We start from the raw sequence: 15,298 nt of genomic DNA, 5'->3' as shown, positions 1-15,298 counted from the left end.
CGTAATTCGGATAGTACAAAGCAGCCATAGTGACTGATTACTAGCATTTTCCGTAAAGTTGAATTATAGTTTTTTGCTGATAATTGCCTCAAGTTTAACGATATCGGCTGCAAATTTTCGGATCCCTTCGGCTAATTTTTCAGTCGCCATCGCGTCTTCGTTCAACATCCAGCGAAAGGCATTTTCATCCAGCGAAAGTTTTGGTTGGTTATAGTCACCTAAATCATTGGCATCGAGCTTTTTTACTAGCGTGCCATCGGTCTCGCCCAGTTCTTTGAGTAAAGTCGGCGAAATGGTTAACAGGTCGCAACCAGCTAATTCGATAATTTCCCCGGCTTTCCGGAAACTGGCACCCATAACTTCAGTTTTATAACCGTATTTTTTGTAGTACTTAAATATTTCGGTCACCGATTTTACTCCCGGATCCTCCGTTGCCGGAATATCGTCGACCCCAAGGTCCTTTTTGTACCAATCATATATTCGGCCAACAAAAGGTGAAATCAACTGAATGCCACCTTCGGCACAAACAATCGCCTGAGCCAAACTGAACAACAGCGTAAGATTACAATGAATGCCTTCTTTTTCGAGCACCTCAGCAGCTTTTACACCTTCCCAAGTCGACGCGATTTTAATCAGAATTTTCTCCTTTGGCACACCCGAATCTGCATATAGCTGAATCAGTTGGCGGGCTTTGGCTACCGTTGCCTCAGTGTTAAACGACAGGCGTGAATCGACTTCGGTAGACACCCTTTGGGGAACAATTTTCAGAATTTCAGTTCCAAAATTCACCGACAATTTATCCATGCATAAACTGAGTTGTTCGCGTTTGGAACCGCCCTTTGCTCTTGCGAAACTTACCGCACTGTCGATGAGCGGTTGATACTTTGCGTTGCCGCTGGCCGCCAAAATCAATGATGGATTTGTGGTTGCGTCGCGAGGTTTGAACGCTTTAATTGATTCAAAATCTCCCGTATCGGCAACAACAACTGTCATCGTTTTTAATTGATCGAGCAAATTCATAATTCTTTATAATTTAGGTTTTTAACTATAAACAATCATGAAGCCTTCAGGTTTTGGAAACGAGTAAAGCAATCCGTTTTTATTCCGTTTTGCCGGACCGAATGGATTTGTTTGAATCGCGTCAAATGCTTAATTGTAATAATCGACAAAAAGCATTGTAAATTCCAGAAAACAAAAGCTTCCGGAACCTGTTACATTTAAGGAATTTTATTCTTCCTTTAGGATACGATTTGAAACATTGGCAACGCAAAATCAACTAATTTATGGCGAAAGCACTTAGTACAAAAGAAAAATCGGTTCACATCAATATTGATTCAAACTATTACGGTTCAATTGCAGAGATTGGCGGAGGTCAGGAAACAGCGAGGCATTTATTTCAGGCTGGAGGAGCTTCAAATACAGTTGCAAAAACCATCTCAGCCTATGACAAAAGTTTCAGTGACTACTTTTACAATCAAGGAGCTCCTTCGCGATATGTGGCCGAAGACCGGGTGAAAAAGATGGTTGAATATGAATATAATGAGATGTTGACCATTCTGGACGAGAAAATCGATCAGAAATTTTTCGCGTTTGCCAACACGGTAGAGACCTTAAACTACAACAAAACGAACCAGGGAAATGGTTGGTTGGGAATTGCGGTTGAAGGAACTGAACGAAAAAATCCCAACAAGATTTTTATTCACGTAAAATTGCACGAACGAGATACGTTGCTTCAGCAATACAGCTTAGGGACTCTTGGCATCAACCTGATTTATGGTGCTTTATTTCAGTGGGAAGATCCCCGGAAAGTACTGCTGGCTTTGCTGGATAGCCTTGATATTGAGCGGGTAGAAGTGGATTATGTCTATGTTGAAGGACCTGATTTAAAATGGGTAGACAACCGGATTCTGAACCTTATGCTCGTAAGCAATAACATGACACCGGCAATCATGTTTGACGAAAGCGGGAAAGTACAGCATCCGGGCGATATGTTGTATAAAAAGAACGTACTGCTTATGCGTGGTTACTTTCGTCCGGTGAATAATCTGGTGATAGAGTTTCTGAATGAAAGTCTCGATGTTTTTAAGCGAGACGAAGATTATCGCGATGATAACACCATTGCCTTTTGCGAAATCTCGTTGAATAATCTCATGCAGGATCGTAAAGTAGATGAAACGGATTTCCTTCAACGTGTTGATTTGTTGAACATGGTAGGGCAGAGTGTCATGGTTTCAAACTTCAGCCGTTATTTTGAGTTGGTGAACTATTTTGGACAGTTTAAAATGATTAAGCTGCGGATTATTATGGGGATGCCAACATTCGATCTCATTTTAGACGAAACGTTGTACCGCGACCTTCGTGGTGGTCTTTTGGAATCGGTTGGTAAGCTTTTTCATGAAAATGTGAAACTTTACCTGTTTCCGTATATCGATACAAAAAGTGGTGAAGTGGTCTATCCCGATGACAACCATTTTAACGATTCTAAAAAATTACTATGGCAGTATTTAAACCAGACCAAGAAGATATTGCTGCTCAAAATTGATTCTGACTTGCTTATTAAGCAAACCTCAGAACACATTAAAGAACTGATACGCAATGGCGACAAGCGATTGATGAATTTCCTGCCGCCAAAGGTTTATCAACAAATAGTGGAACATCAATTATTCGATTTCAATTGCAATAATTCGCAGCAAACCGATCTGATCTGATGTTATCCGATTGCTGCGAGTTAGTTGTGTTTTCGGAGATTGTTTAGAAACCACAACATCGCGTCCGGTTTTGTAAGCCTCCCATTGGTGGATTTGCAACAAAAATAGCTGCGACTAGAACATGCATGCTCCTTAGAGCAGAAACGTCATTTTTGCCCCCTCCATTCCTTTACAAATCGCAAATCGGAGTAGCTGTAGTCTTCGCCTAAGCTATTTTTGGCATCGGTTAAACCATGATCAGGGTGTTTCTCAAAATGAGACTGAATTACTGCAATTTTTTCTTCGGGTACAAACTGCTTGATGTCCAGATTGCCGGTGCTGAGATAGTGGGCCAAATGCCCTTCAATGGTTGTAACAGCCATGTTGCGCTCGGTAGCGATCCGGCCGATGGTTTCACCGGCTAAAAATCGTTGATAGCTAATCTCTCTCGACGAACCTTTCGGCGCTTTCTCTTCGAGCTTTATTTCGGTTTGAACCGTCACATCCAGATCTTTGTCGCGGACATAGTCTGCCAGTAATTGCAAGATATCCTTCCCGTACAGTTTAATCGTTTTTTTACCAACTCCTTTAATGGCGAGCAAAGCTTTGCTGTTTGACGGCAGTTCGTTTACAATGGCAACAAGTGCTTTTTGAGTTAAAATCTGAAAGGCAGGAACGTCGCGTTCCTCCGAAAGTTCCTTACGCCAAACCTGTAATTTCCGGAATAATTCCGGGTTTTTGGTGTCTATCCCTTTGGTCGGAGTTGCCGTTTCCTTCGCTTCGGGAACCCCGGTTAACAGCGCCTTCGCACGTACTGAAAGAAAATCGGATACCACCAAGCCATTTGTGCACAATTGCCAGCAAGTGAGTTTTACCTGCAACATGCTTTTCATTTTAAGCAGCCTCTCCTGAACGTCTTTTTTTACCGCATGGTTATCGGTTTCAAACGAAGCTGATTTTAACTCTTCCTGCCATTCTTTCAATAATCTTTCATGAAAATACTGGCTCGCCTTTTTAACGCGTTCCTGCAACTCCTCATTGTTTTCAATATCCTCGCTGTGGGAGCTTAGTTCGTTCACCTGCCGCATAAATTTAGCCGACAGCGGAATAATTTCGTCGGTGCATTGAGCAGTAATTGTATCCATTGTAGCGGCCAACGAACCGATAAACGAACTGCTGTTTTCCTGCAATATCTTTTGGCCTTGTTTGGCTTGGTATTCAAAAGGTTTAAAGTTGAAAAGCTCATCGAGCAGAGAGAGTTGATAGGCTTTCTTAGATTGTGACAGGACTTTTTCGTCAGGCTGGTTTTCGGTTACATTTTGGTTGAATCCATTCACCTCACGATCGCAGATCACCGCTTTGGTCGAGAGCGGACTGCTAAGCACCAGTCCCTCCATGCTCTTGCAACGGCTCAAAGCAACGTAGGTTTGGCCGTGTGCAAAGGCTGCTTGCGCATCAATAATGGCTTTCTCGAAGGTTAGGCCCTGGCTTTTATGGATGGTTATAGCCCACGCCAACCGCAACGGGTATTGAAAAAAGGAACCTTCAATTTTTTCCTCCAACTCTTTGGTTTTATCATTCAACTCATATTTCATGTTATTCCAAAGTTCGCGGTCTACCGGAATTGTGGCATAATCGCCCGGGCATTTCACATAAATCAATTTGTCGTCGATGGCTTCAACGGTACCAATTTTTCCATTGTAGTAAAGCTTATCCATCGAGCTGTCGTTCTTAACAAACATCACCTGGGCACCAACTTTCAGCCTTAAATGAAAAGCGGTGGGGTAGGCATGCTCGGGGAAAATGCCTACAATTTCGGCATCGAAAATTTCCGCTTTGGTAGTCAGTTTTTCCAATTCCTGACTGTTCACCCGATCGGCTGCCAGATTGTGCGTTGTCAATCGAATGTAACCTTCCGTAGAATCGGGGTTAAAATCCGGAATATGTCGCCCGTTTAAAATATCGAGTGAAGGCTGGCTCAACTTGTCTTCCCTAATTTCATTTAAAATGCGAATAAAGGTTTCGTCGGCCTGACGATAAATATGTTTCAACTCAATACCAATAACATTGGCTTGCTGAAAAGCCCGGCTGCCAAAGAAAAACGTGCTGCTGTAGTAGGGTTTCAGCAGATTCCATTCTTCGGTTTTCACTACCGGCGCAAGCTGTTGCAAGTCGCCAATCATGAGTATTTGTACCCCTCCAAAAGGCTGAAAACGGTTGCGGTACTTTCGTAGAACCTGATCAATTCCGTCCAACAAATCGGCCCGAACCATACTTATCTCATCGATAACCAGCAGGTCCAACGAGCGAATGATATCAATTTTGCGTTTGGTAAACCGATAGCCGGTAATTGGCTTTGTATTGTTTGCCTCCTCACGACCGTCCTGCTCCGGAAGAATAGGGCCGAACGGAAGCTGGAAAAACGAGTGAATGGTTACTCCTCCGGCATTAATTGCTGCAACACCCGTTGGGGCAACTACAACCATGCGTTTGTAAGTCGACGTTTTTAGCCGGTGCAAAAAGGTTGTCTTGCCAGTTCCGGCCTTTCCGGTCAGGAAAATATTTCGGTTCGTAAAATTGACGAATTTATAGGCTAGTTCCAGTTCTTTATTGGTATTCATGTTTGTTGGAGTTTTTCAATACTTAGTCCGTTAAAATCGGCCGGTTAAAATTACGAATTCCAGACGGAAAACGACATCTAAAAACTGAGTAAACAGAATTATAAATAATACTATTGACTCATTTTGTAGTTTGACATATATTTGCGGAATATAAATTAAAAACTATACTCAATGAAAAACATTCTGTTTGCAGCCATTTGTGCTGTTGCATTAACTTCGTGTTACAATAATCGGATATTAGTTGGCAATGTGTCTGAAAATGACCCTGTTGTTGAAGTTCAAAAACAATGGAACAGTCATTGGCTATATGGTTTGATTCCTGGTGGAAAAACGAATCTTAAAGCGGAAGAATTTGTAAAAGGGAGACAAAACTATGTTATTAAGACAAACCAATCATTTGTGAATGGCCTAATCAATGGTTTAACCTGGGGGATTTATTGCCCAACTACAACTACATTCTACGTGCCGCTAGACGATAAAAAATAACAGTATTCGAACATGCATTCCTCGTAGCGATAGCAATGCCTTTTCGGAAGCAATTAATCTTCCGAAAAGGCATTTGTTTTTAGTCAACATGCTGACTAATTGTTCATTTAACCCGATTTATTCAACCCTCCCTAACGAATTGTGAATCAAATATGGTATTTGTTCTTTAGTTTTCAGGAGGAACTCCGGGCATTTCTAAAGAAATATCGAGTTGATTTTGATGAGCGGCATGTCTCGGACTGATTTATCGCTCCCGTCCCTGCAGGGCTGCCAACAAATCGCAACTATTCCTTTAACAGGGCGTTGCCCTGCCCTGATGCTTTGGCACCGTTGGTGAGAGAGGGAGGGGAAAAACAAGCCCGCTCAATTAAAATGGTGCTATTTTCATAATCAAATTATTTATTGTAGAACACTAAAGGTGCTGGAGACTAGGCACTTTAGCTTTCGTTCAACAATATTAGGTAAGATGCCAGTCGATCGGGAAACAAAGCCGACAGAATGCTGAAGACTTCGATTTCCGCAGAATTGCTCACTTTATCGGAGTTTAAAGTACCGTTTTCAAACTGTAAAGTGTAAGGAAAGCACTGGCTTGAAAACTATTATTGAATTTTATGCGGTTTTCGTCCTAATAATCAGTATCTTTGTAGGCTTGGCTTGAACTTTCTGGTAGAAATTTACTTCTCAATTAGCAGAAAGTGCCTAACAGATCTCCGAAAAGATGGATTGAGTTGGACGTTTGGGTATAAATTAAAAACTATAGGATGGATAAAGAATTTGATTTGAATGAATGGAATGCGATTGCCATAAAGCTAAAAAGAGAGTTTCCTCAGTTAACCAATGCTGATTTGATCTGGAGGCACGAATCGAAAGCCGACTTTTACAAGATGATTGCCACAGACTTAGGAGTTACAACGAGTGAGTTGGAGCGAACAATTGAGCAATTGTAGCCAATCGCGATTTCTTGAAGAAAAACAAATTCCAAAAAATTTGTTCGTTGGAGGACTTACATGAAAAATAGAGCGCACGATTTTAACACTTTGATCTCTAAAGTATCCCTTATATCACCTTAAATCGAAATTAAATTGCGATAAGTGCTTGGCTTCTGATAATTAAGCGTACCTTGCCGTCAATAATTTAATTTCATATCATGAACAAAGGAACAGTAAAGTTTTTCAATGAATCGAAAGGATTCGGCTTCATCAAAGATGCGACTTCACCAAAAGAGTATTTCGTACATTCAACCGGATTGAAAGAAAATATCCGTGAAAATGATGAGGTGACTTTTGATCTTCAAGAAGGACCAAAAGGACTGAGTGCCATTAATGTTAGACTAGTATAAGGTTATCATATACGCACGCATAAAAGAGCTGTCTGATTCATTTCAGACAGCTCTTTTTGTATTCAGGCAGAGCGATATCCCTATTCATAGAATGGAAGGGGATGGAAGTAACTCTAACTAAAACAGCGGAGAGTTAAGGGCAATAGAAAAGGTGATTCGTTGTCGAACCACCTTTAATCTTGCAACTACGATTTTGACACCACCGCACTGCTAATCGCCTTTCATTTTGTCAGATCGAACCGATCCAGGTTCATTACTTTGTTCCAGGCTGCAACAAAATCCGCTACAAATTTCCCCGGTGAGTCGGAGCATCCATAAACCTCTGCCAGAGCGCGTAGTTCTGAATTGGATCCGAAAATCAGGTCGACACGAGTTGCCGTCCATTTTAGTTCGCCTGTACTACGATCGTGACCTTCAAACAGATCCTCGTCTTTCGAGGTTGGTTTCCACATCGTATTCATGTCGAGCAAATTCAGAAAGAAATCGTTCGTTAGTGCTTCAGGGCGTGTTGTAAAAACTCCGTTTTTGGATTGGTCGGCATTCGTATTTAATACCCGGAGGCCACCAATCAGAACGGTCATCTCAGGCACCGTAAGTGTTAAAAGCTGCGATCGGTCAATCAGCATTTTTTCTGCCGGTATCGCATATTTTGCTTTCACATAATTCCGGAAGCCATCAGCCTTCGGTTCAAGTACGGCAAACGAATCCACATCTGTTTGCTCCTGCAAAGCGTCTGCACGACCCGGAGTAAAAGGCACAATAATATCATGTCCGGCATTTTTAGCTGCCTTTTCAACACCGGCGCATCCTGCCAAAACGATCAGATCGGCCAAAGAAACCTGTTTTCCACCAGTTTGTGCCTTGTTGAATGTTGTCTGAATACTGACAAGAGTTTCAAGAACTTTGGATAACTGTGCCGGATTGTTGACTTCCCAGTTTTTCTGTGGTAAAAGGCGTATTCTCGCGCCATTTGCACCTCCTCGTTTGTCGGAACCCCGGAAGGTTGAAGCAGATGCCCATGCGGTTGATACCAGTTGGGAAACGGGTAGTCCGGATGCTGTTATTTTGCTTTTTAGTGATGCAATATCCTGATCATCAATCAGCTGATGAGTGACAGATGGAATTGGATCCTGCCAAATTAAATCTTCAGCTGGCACCTCCGGTCCCAAATAACGGCTACGCGGCCCCATATCCCGGTGGGTTAGTTTGAACCACGCTTTGGCAAAAGCATCGGCAAACTCATCCGGATGATCATAGAAACGCCGCGATATTTTCTCGTAAATAGGGTCGAATCGCAACGACAAATCGGTTGTGAGCATATTTGGAGCAAGTCGTTTCTCCGGATCGTGTGCATGAGGAACACTGCCGGCACCAGCTTGACCGCGTGGTTTCCATTGATGAGCACCAGCGGGGCTTTTAGTCAGCTCCCATTCGTAGTCAAACAAATTTTCAAAAAAGTTATTGCTCCATTTAGTCGGAGTTTTGGTCCAGGTAACTTCTAGTCCACTGGTAATCGTATCTCCGGCATTGCCCGTTCCAAATGTATTTTTCCAGCCAAGTCCTTGCTGCTCCAGGCCGGCGGCATCAGGTTCAGGCCCAACGTATTTGTTCGGATCGGCAGCACCGTGAGTCTTGCCAAAAGTATGACCGCCAGCGATTAATGCGACTGTTTCTTCATCATTCATAGCCATTCGGGCAAATGTTTCGCGAATATCGGCAGCTGCAGCAAGCGGATCGGGAACACCATTCGGACCTTCGGGATTCACGTAAATCAATCCCATTTGAACTGCAGCAAGTGGATTTTCCAGATCGCGTTCACCTGAATACCGTTGAGCATCAAGCCATTCTTTTTCCGCTCCCCAGTATACATCCTGATCCGGTTCCCAAACATCTTCGCGACCACCGGCAAACCCAAAAGTCTTGAACCCCATGCTTTCTAGTGCAACGTTTCCCGCGAGAATCATCAGGTCGGCCCACGAAATCTTCTTTCCATACTTTTGTTTGATAGGCCATATCAACCGACGCGCTTTATCAAGACTGACATTGTCGGGCCAGCTGTTTAGAGGGGCAAAACGTTGTTGGCCGCGTCCTCCGCCACCTCGTCCGTCGCCAGTACGGTATGTTCCGGCGCTGTGCCACGCCATGCGTATAAATAGCGGACCGTAATGGCCAAAGTCTGCCGGCCACCAATCCTGCGAGTCGTGCATCAGATCCATCAGATCTTTTTTCACAGCTTTAAGGTCGAGACGTTTAAATTCGTCGGCATAATTAAACGTTTCCTCCATAGGATTTGACAGCGGTGAATGTTGCCGAAGAATATTCAGGTTTAATTGATTTGGCCACCAGTCGCGGTTTGATGTACCACCACCCGCACTGTGTTTTGAAGTTGCCCCCGTAACAGGGCACTTGCTTTCGTGATTTGTATTACCCATATTGTTTAGTTAAAATTAATAATTTGGTTGCTAGAATCGGCTGTCGGGAATCGACAGCTCTTGAAGTACATATACTGAAAACGTAAGCATATAGATTCATCTAAGGAGCAATAATCCATTAATTTACAACATTCAAAGCAGGTGTGAAAGAGTTTGCGGTATTATTAAATCTGAAGTGGTTTGAGAATGAGAATACTTGAAAAAAAATGATGGGTGGGATTCCGGAGTGTGCTTGCTTACGACGATCTGAACGGATTGGATTGTAATGGCGTAGTTGGGTAGGGAGCAAAAAAAAAGAGTAGATCTCTATCTACCCTTTTCAAACCTAACTAAACCAATAAAACTAATCAAACCTAAACTTATGAAATAAAATCTACTACAAAGATACAGTCAAAAATACAATTAGCTATTAAGCGAACGTTAAAAATGTGTTAAGCAACATTAAGAAGTAATTTGCGTAATTTGAAATTATTAGTTAATACATTCGTTTGTGAGGGCTAAGCAATTCTGATTTGCGTATTGTGATTCCAATACATCAGACCTCAGTTTTTTAGCGTGAATGACGCGATGACAACAGGCACAGGATTTAGCTTCGCATTTTCTATTCCGATAATGTTTCAATTTGAATGAAATATGGACTACAGCTCATCGATATCTTCAGGAATGGTTCAATCGAGTCACTATTTGAAAGAAACCGAAGAGTTGCCAGATTATCGCCATTTATGTGTTTAATCACCTGTGGAGTAGGGTGTTGATGTCTGCTGCTCGAGAATCTCCAGCTCCACCAGCTCACAACTGGATTCTGTTCTATTCACTCCGTTTACTTTAAAAAGGGCATTAAAATATGACGATGATGATGGGAGATTCTTATAAAAATCGGTTAAAAACTCCTCGTTTGTAAAATTATTGACAATCGCCATGGTGCCAATATCGTGGTTGGAGACAAAATAAATTGCTTTGCTCGCGTTGCCCACAGGCATATAGGACACCATCGCGTATTCGGAGCGCACACCTTCTCCGAATTTCGGTTTATAGTGAGTTTCCTTAGCGTTTTTAACGGTGACAAAGTAGTTTGTGTGGGCTTTGAAAATCTTGCTGTTTTTCAGGAAAAGCTCTTTCGAAATACTCATGGTCTTATATTGTCCAATGTATATGATGTTGTTCTTTTTTGTATCGTTATACCTGAAATCGCTCTCCGCGATGTGTGAAAAATCCCGATTACGGATCGTGAAAAATCGGGACAATTGATGAATTGAATAAGGAATAGCCTTGGTAAAGAACGTATAATCCATCAGGTTTAAGGAGTCGATATGGTGAGTTTTCGTGTAGCTAATAAAATCGGACGAACTATTGATTTCTGGATTAATAACCAGATATTCTGGATTGTCTCCTTTCCGGTGCAATATCACCTGATCGGCGAGAATGCATAGGTTTGACGCATCCTTTTCCAAAAACGCTTTCCAGCAGTATTGCTTTTTGTTGAAAAAGGAAAAATAGCCAATCGCAATCAACGAGACAATTAAAATTACTGCCGGAAGTACCAGATTTTTGTGTCGTTTCGGGGGAGCTGTTTTTTGAAGCTCATGATTCGAATTCTTGTTGGTTGCAACGGATACGAATTTAAGATTGTAGCTACCCTTTTCAACTGAAAAAATTAACCTGTCGTTCCGACCGGGACCGGCATAATAGGTTTCCAGTTTTTTGCGAAGATTATACATATAAACCCGTACAATGCCGTCATTTTTGTCAGCATTGTAATTCTGCTCAAACAAATCCAACCCAATGACATGTTCTTTTAGGTCGTTTCCGTTTAGAGCCTGTTCAACCAGGTAGGATAAAATTTCAGTATAGCGGGGCGATTTGGCAAAAATTTCGTCTTTGCAAATTTTGCTTAGGTATTCATCAAGTTGATTTTGGTTGATAGGCTTGCTCATAGTTTCGTAAAAGTACAAAAACACGGCGATAGCAAGTGGTGTAAATTCATTCGAACTCAGGGGTGTTTTACAGTTAAATTAACCGTTATACTACTGTTTAAATGTTTATTTTACTGAGTTTTACGATATGATGTGTGTAATTTTGAGGACAGAACGAATAAGTAATCAACCTAACGATGGCTATAAAAAATGTGACGATGCGTTTAGTGTATTGCCACCAATAAAATGCGGTCTATGTAGGGATGTCAGAAACGATACGAACGAATTTGAAACAATTACAGCGCAACTGTTTTCAACCTTCCTGAAAACGAAATTTTGCACTCGGAGAAGGAGAAATCAGTTACCTGTAAAAATGGGAATAGCGCCGATATTGCCTACTCCAAAAAGTCGAACGAGTTTGTAATACAGGTAGTCGAAAAAGGAGCGATAATGAAACTTTGTTCAAAAGGAATTAATTAAATTCCGTATTGAAATTGGTTTAATTGACTAAAAATAAAACACTAACAAATGAAAGCTAAATTGTGTCTTTTGCAGCTGGTACTATCTGCAACAGTTTTTGCACAAGAAACATACAAACAGCCCAACATCATCTTTATCATGGCCGACGACCATGCTGCGCATGCCATTGGTGCTTATGGCGGGCGATTGGCTGGCCTGAATCCAACGCCAAACATCGACCGACTGGCATCGGAGGGGATGCTGTTCAAAAATGTATTTTGCAACAATTCAATTTGTACGCCAAGTCGGGCTTCCATCATTTCCGGACAGTATCCGCAAACTAATGGAGTGTTGGATTTGGACGGCTCCTTGGAAACTGAAAAACAATATTTGCCCATCGAACTCAAAAGGCAGGGGTATCAAACAGCAATCATCGGCAAATGGCATTTGGTAAACGAACCAGCCAATTTCGATTATTACAAGGTGCTGCCGAGCCAAGGGAAATATTTCAACCCGGTTTTTAATGAAAAAGGTAAAGGCAACTGGCCCCAAAATACAGTAAAAACTGAAGGCCATTCCAGTGATGTAATTACGAACTCTGTGATTGAATACCTGGAGAACCGCGACAAGAAGAAGCCATTTTTTGTGATGCATCACTTTAAAGCACCACATGGCATGTTTGAGTATGCTCCACGCTATTCCGACTACCTGAGAAACACTGAAATTCCAGAACCTGCCAGTATGTACTACCAACCCGGTTGGGGCTCGGAAGGCAGCCGGGGAGTGAATGATTCTCTCCGAAACTATATCGGTTCATCTGTTTCCGATCGCCATCAATACCAATCTTACAACAGCTATTTCTGCGGTGACTCATTGCAAGGGCTGGAGTCGGCACATATTGCCTACCAGCGTTATCTGAAGGATTACCTTCGCTGCATCAAAGGCATTGACGATAACCTTGGCCGGTTGTTCGAGTTCCTGAAAACAGAAGGTTTGTGGGAGAACACCATTATCATTTATACCAGCGATCAGGGAATGATGCTGGGTGAACATGATTTGCAGGACAAACGCTGGATGTATGAGGAGTCAATGCGTATGCCTTTCATCATGCAATGGCCCAAAACCATAAAGCCAGGGAGCAGCATCGACCTGCTGATCAACAATACCGATTTTGCGCCAACCCTGATTGAAATTGCTGGCAGTAAAACGCCCGATTACATGCAGGGTCACAGTTTCATCAATACCATTGAAGGAAAGCCAGAGAAGAAATGGCGAACCGGACTCTATTATCGCTACTGGATGCATATCGTACATCATTACGTGCCTGCACATTTTGGACTCCGTACCAAAGATTACAAGCTGATTTTTTACTACGGAAAACACTATTTGCCCGAATCTGAATTCGGCAAGCATTATTGGGCAAAAAGTTATCATGGCATTGCGAATGAAACCCCACATAGTTGGGAATTGTACGACCTTAGAAACGACCCTCAGGAATTGCACAACCGCTATCATGATCCGGCTTACAAAGAGATAATTAGTGAGCTAAAAACAGAACTCGCTAAACAACGGGAAGAACTTCGTGAAACGGACGAGAACTATCCTGAAATTCAGAAAATTATAGAAGCACATTGGAACGATTAGTAATCAGATGAAAAGAATAATGCAAATACGATTTACATTTTTACTTTATGCGGTTCTATCTTTTGCGGGTTGGCAGGCAAATGCGCAAAAACACATAGAACAGACCACACGCTATCCGGTGTTGCTCAATATGGTGCATCACAATCCGGGTGAACCATTGTTTACGACCAACTACACAAAACCTGAGTATATTAAGCAATTGGGCTACAACGGGCAGGTGCCTAAATTTGAAATTCAGTGTGCGCTCACGTACGATCGGTGGAACACTACAGCTGTGCCCGAAAATAGTGAAGAGCGCCTATGGATTGAGCGCCATGCTGCCAAAATTGACCTGATGGTGAATGCTGCCGGGGAGGCCGGCGTGCCCATGTTCCCGTTTATGGATGTGTTGGTGGTTCCCCGATCCATCATGCAGAAATATGGCGACAAAATGCAACTGGATGGCATGTTGTCGATTAACAAACCCCGCACACAGGAGCTTTTGGTTGCACAGATTGATGAGATCTTCTATAGGTTTCCGAAATTAGACGGTTTGACCATTCGCTTTGGTGAAACTTACCTGCACGATACGCCTTTTCACGAAGGAACTCGTCCGGTATATTCTGCCGAAGACCATGTGCTCATCCTTAATTTGTTGCGAGAGGAGGTGTGCGTAAAACGAAATAAAAAGCTGATTTATAGAACCTGGGACTGGGGTAAAATGAAGAAAAAGCTTCACCTCGATCCCGATATGTATCTGGATGTAACGAATGCTGTTGCGCCCCATCCTGATTTGTATTTTTCGATAAAGCACGTACATGGCGACTTTCTGCGCGGTCTTCCATTCAATAAAACGCTTGGCATCGGAACTCATCAGCAAATTGTGGAAGTGTCGATCAATCAAGCGGGAATGTATGGCAAAAACGCTCACCCTTATTACATTGGGAAAGGAATCATCGAAGGCTGGCCCGAAATGATTGAGAAAAAGGGTTTGCGTGATTTGTACAATGCTCCGCAAGTGAAAGGCTTTTGGACCTGGACCTGGGGCGACGGCTGGTACGGCCCTTACTTTGGCAACGAATTCTGGCTTAAATTAAACGAATACATTATCCGCGAGTTTTGCCGAAATCCACAGAAAACCGAAGAAGAGCTTTTCCATAAATATGCCTCTTCTGTCCTAAATATGTCTCCCGAAAATATTATCAAGCTGCGCGAACTGTGTCTGCTATCGGTTGATGCGGTTTTTAAGGGGCAGACCACCAGTTTGCAGACGATGCAACCGTGGTGGATTCGCGACCACTTTTTCTCTGCACAGGACATGTCGGTTTACGTGAAAAATGGTTTAGCCGAACAGGTACTGGCCGAGAAGGCAGCAAATCTGGCAACTTGGTACAAAATGGAGAAAATTGCCCAAAGCATTTCACTCCTGAACAAAGAAGACGAGGAGTTTTTGAGGGTTTCAACTACGTACGGACGAATAAAATACGAACTGATCGAACTGGTGTTCCGCACCCAGATTCTATTTGCTCAAATGGACGACGGAAAACTCTTTGACAGCGAGGAGGCAAACCATATTCTTGAAACGTATGCAACCAAATGGAACGAGTGGCATACTCTAAAGAAACAACATGCTTGTTGCCCGACTCTGTACGTCGATTATGCAGCTGATCACTGTCAGGGAAACGAACCCTTTACGATTTCCTTGAAACGTTTAGAGCTGTTATTGAATAATTAGCAA

General features: G+C 42.5%; 10 protein-coding genes. 6 read left to right on the top strand and 4 right to left on the bottom strand.

Going from position 1 to position 15,298, the window contains the following annotated elements; all coding sequences use genetic code 11:
- Positions 1 to 63: 63 nt before the first annotated feature.
- Positions 64 to 1,020 (bottom strand): transaldolase, encoded by a 957-nt coding sequence (gene tal / locus ABZD21_RS01770; RefSeq protein ID WP_372772424.1) that lies wholly within the window; start codon positions 1,018 to 1,020, stop codon positions 64 to 66.
- Positions 1,021 to 1,283: 263 nt separating this feature from the next.
- Between tal and ABZD21_RS01765 the strand changes: the two genes are divergently transcribed.
- Positions 1,284 to 2,708 carry a hypothetical protein gene (locus ABZD21_RS01765; RefSeq protein ID WP_372772423.1) on the top strand — a complete coding sequence of 475 codons (1,425 nt, stop codon included), beginning with the start codon at positions 1,284 to 1,286 and terminating at the stop codon, positions 2,706 to 2,708.
- Positions 2,709 to 2,854: 146 nt separating this feature from the next.
- Here ABZD21_RS01765 and ABZD21_RS01760 read toward each other — a convergent pair whose 3' ends face one another.
- The gene (locus ABZD21_RS01760; protein WP_372772422.1) at positions 2,855 to 5,308 is read right to left on the bottom strand and encodes a helix-turn-helix domain-containing protein; all 2,454 of its coding nucleotides are present in this window, start codon (positions 5,306 to 5,308) and stop codon (positions 2,855 to 2,857) included.
- 171 nt (positions 5,309 to 5,479) lie between these two features.
- On the opposite strand from ABZD21_RS01760, the gene ABZD21_RS01755 reads away from it, so the two are divergent.
- From ABZD21_RS01755 to ABZD21_RS01745, 3 genes are all read left to right on the top strand, one after another.
- Positions 5,480 to 5,794, top strand: a complete 315-nt coding sequence (locus ABZD21_RS01755; protein ID WP_372772421.1) for a Bor/Iss family lipoprotein — start codon at positions 5,480 to 5,482, stop codon at positions 5,792 to 5,794.
- Between the two features lie 761 nt (positions 5,795 to 6,555).
- Complete coding sequence (locus ABZD21_RS01750) at positions 6,556 to 6,741, top strand: hypothetical protein (RefSeq protein ID WP_372772419.1); 186 nt, start codon at positions 6,556 to 6,558, stop codon at positions 6,739 to 6,741.
- Between the two features lie 200 nt (positions 6,742 to 6,941).
- Positions 6,942 to 7,133 (top strand): cold-shock protein, encoded by a 192-nt coding sequence (locus tag ABZD21_RS01745; RefSeq protein ID WP_372772418.1) that lies wholly within the window; start codon positions 6,942 to 6,944, stop codon positions 7,131 to 7,133.
- 221 nt (positions 7,134 to 7,354) lie between these two features.
- Here the strand turns inward: ABZD21_RS01745 and katG are convergent, their stop codons facing one another.
- Both katG and ABZD21_RS01735 read right to left on the bottom strand, forming a co-directional pair.
- Positions 7,355 to 9,565 carry a catalase/peroxidase HPI gene (gene katG, locus ABZD21_RS01740; protein ID WP_372772416.1) on the bottom strand — a complete coding sequence of 737 codons (2,211 nt, stop codon included), beginning with the start codon at positions 9,563 to 9,565 and terminating at the stop codon, positions 7,355 to 7,357.
- Positions 9,566 to 10,293: 728 nt separating this feature from the next.
- Positions 10,294 to 11,499: a hypothetical protein gene (locus ABZD21_RS01735; RefSeq protein WP_372772414.1), complete on the bottom strand. Its 1,206-nt coding sequence runs from the start codon at positions 11,497 to 11,499 to the stop codon at positions 10,294 to 10,296.
- A gap of 507 nt (positions 11,500 to 12,006) precedes the next feature.
- On the opposite strand from ABZD21_RS01735, the gene ABZD21_RS01730 reads away from it, so the two are divergent.
- A complete protein-coding gene (locus ABZD21_RS01730; RefSeq protein WP_372772412.1) occupies positions 12,007 to 13,581 on the top strand; it encodes a sulfatase in 1,575 nt (524 codons plus the stop codon).
- Positions 13,582 to 13,588: 7 nt separating this feature from the next.
- Positions 13,589 to 15,295 (top strand): hypothetical protein, encoded by a 1,707-nt coding sequence (locus tag ABZD21_RS01725; protein WP_372772410.1) that lies wholly within the window; start codon positions 13,589 to 13,591, stop codon positions 15,293 to 15,295.
- Positions 15,296 to 15,298 lie beyond the last annotated feature (3 nt).

Source organism: Mangrovibacterium sp. (assembly GCF_041596335.1).
Lineage (GTDB): Bacteria > Bacteroidota > Bacteroidia > Bacteroidales > Prolixibacteraceae > Mangrovibacterium.
Note: the sequence above shows the minus strand (reverse complement) of the source record. Positions and strands in the feature narration are given on the sequence as shown.

What these genes read in the sequence shown, in the direction of transcription:
- ABZD21_RS01755 (WP_372772421.1), top strand. Translation starts at nt 5,480, where the DNA reads ATGAAAAACATTCTGTTTGCAGCCATTTGTGCTGTTGCATTAACTTCG.
- tal (WP_372772424.1), bottom strand. Translation starts at nt 1,020, where the DNA reads ATGAATTTGCTCGATCAATTAAAAACGATGACAGTTGTTGTTGCCGAT.
- ABZD21_RS01725 (WP_372772410.1), top strand. Translation starts at nt 13,589, where the DNA reads ATGAAAAGAATAATGCAAATACGATTTACATTTTTACTTTATGCGGTT.
- ABZD21_RS01745 (WP_372772418.1), top strand. Translation starts at nt 6,942, where the DNA reads ATGAACAAAGGAACAGTAAAGTTTTTCAATGAATCGAAAGGATTCGGC.
- ABZD21_RS01765 (WP_372772423.1), top strand. Translation starts at nt 1,284, where the DNA reads ATGGCGAAAGCACTTAGTACAAAAGAAAAATCGGTTCACATCAATATT.
- katG (WP_372772416.1), bottom strand. Translation starts at nt 9,565, where the DNA reads ATGGGTAATACAAATCACGAAAGCAAGTGCCCTGTTACGGGGGCAACT.
- ABZD21_RS01760 (WP_372772422.1), bottom strand. Translation starts at nt 5,308, where the DNA reads ATGAATACCAATAAAGAACTGGAACTAGCCTATAAATTCGTCAATTTT.
- ABZD21_RS01735 (WP_372772414.1), bottom strand. Translation starts at nt 11,499, where the DNA reads ATGAGCAAGCCTATCAACCAAAATCAACTTGATGAATACCTAAGCAAA.
- ABZD21_RS01750 (WP_372772419.1), top strand. Translation starts at nt 6,556, where the DNA reads ATGGATAAAGAATTTGATTTGAATGAATGGAATGCGATTGCCATAAAG.
- ABZD21_RS01730 (WP_372772412.1), top strand. Translation starts at nt 12,007, where the DNA reads ATGAAAGCTAAATTGTGTCTTTTGCAGCTGGTACTATCTGCAACAGTT.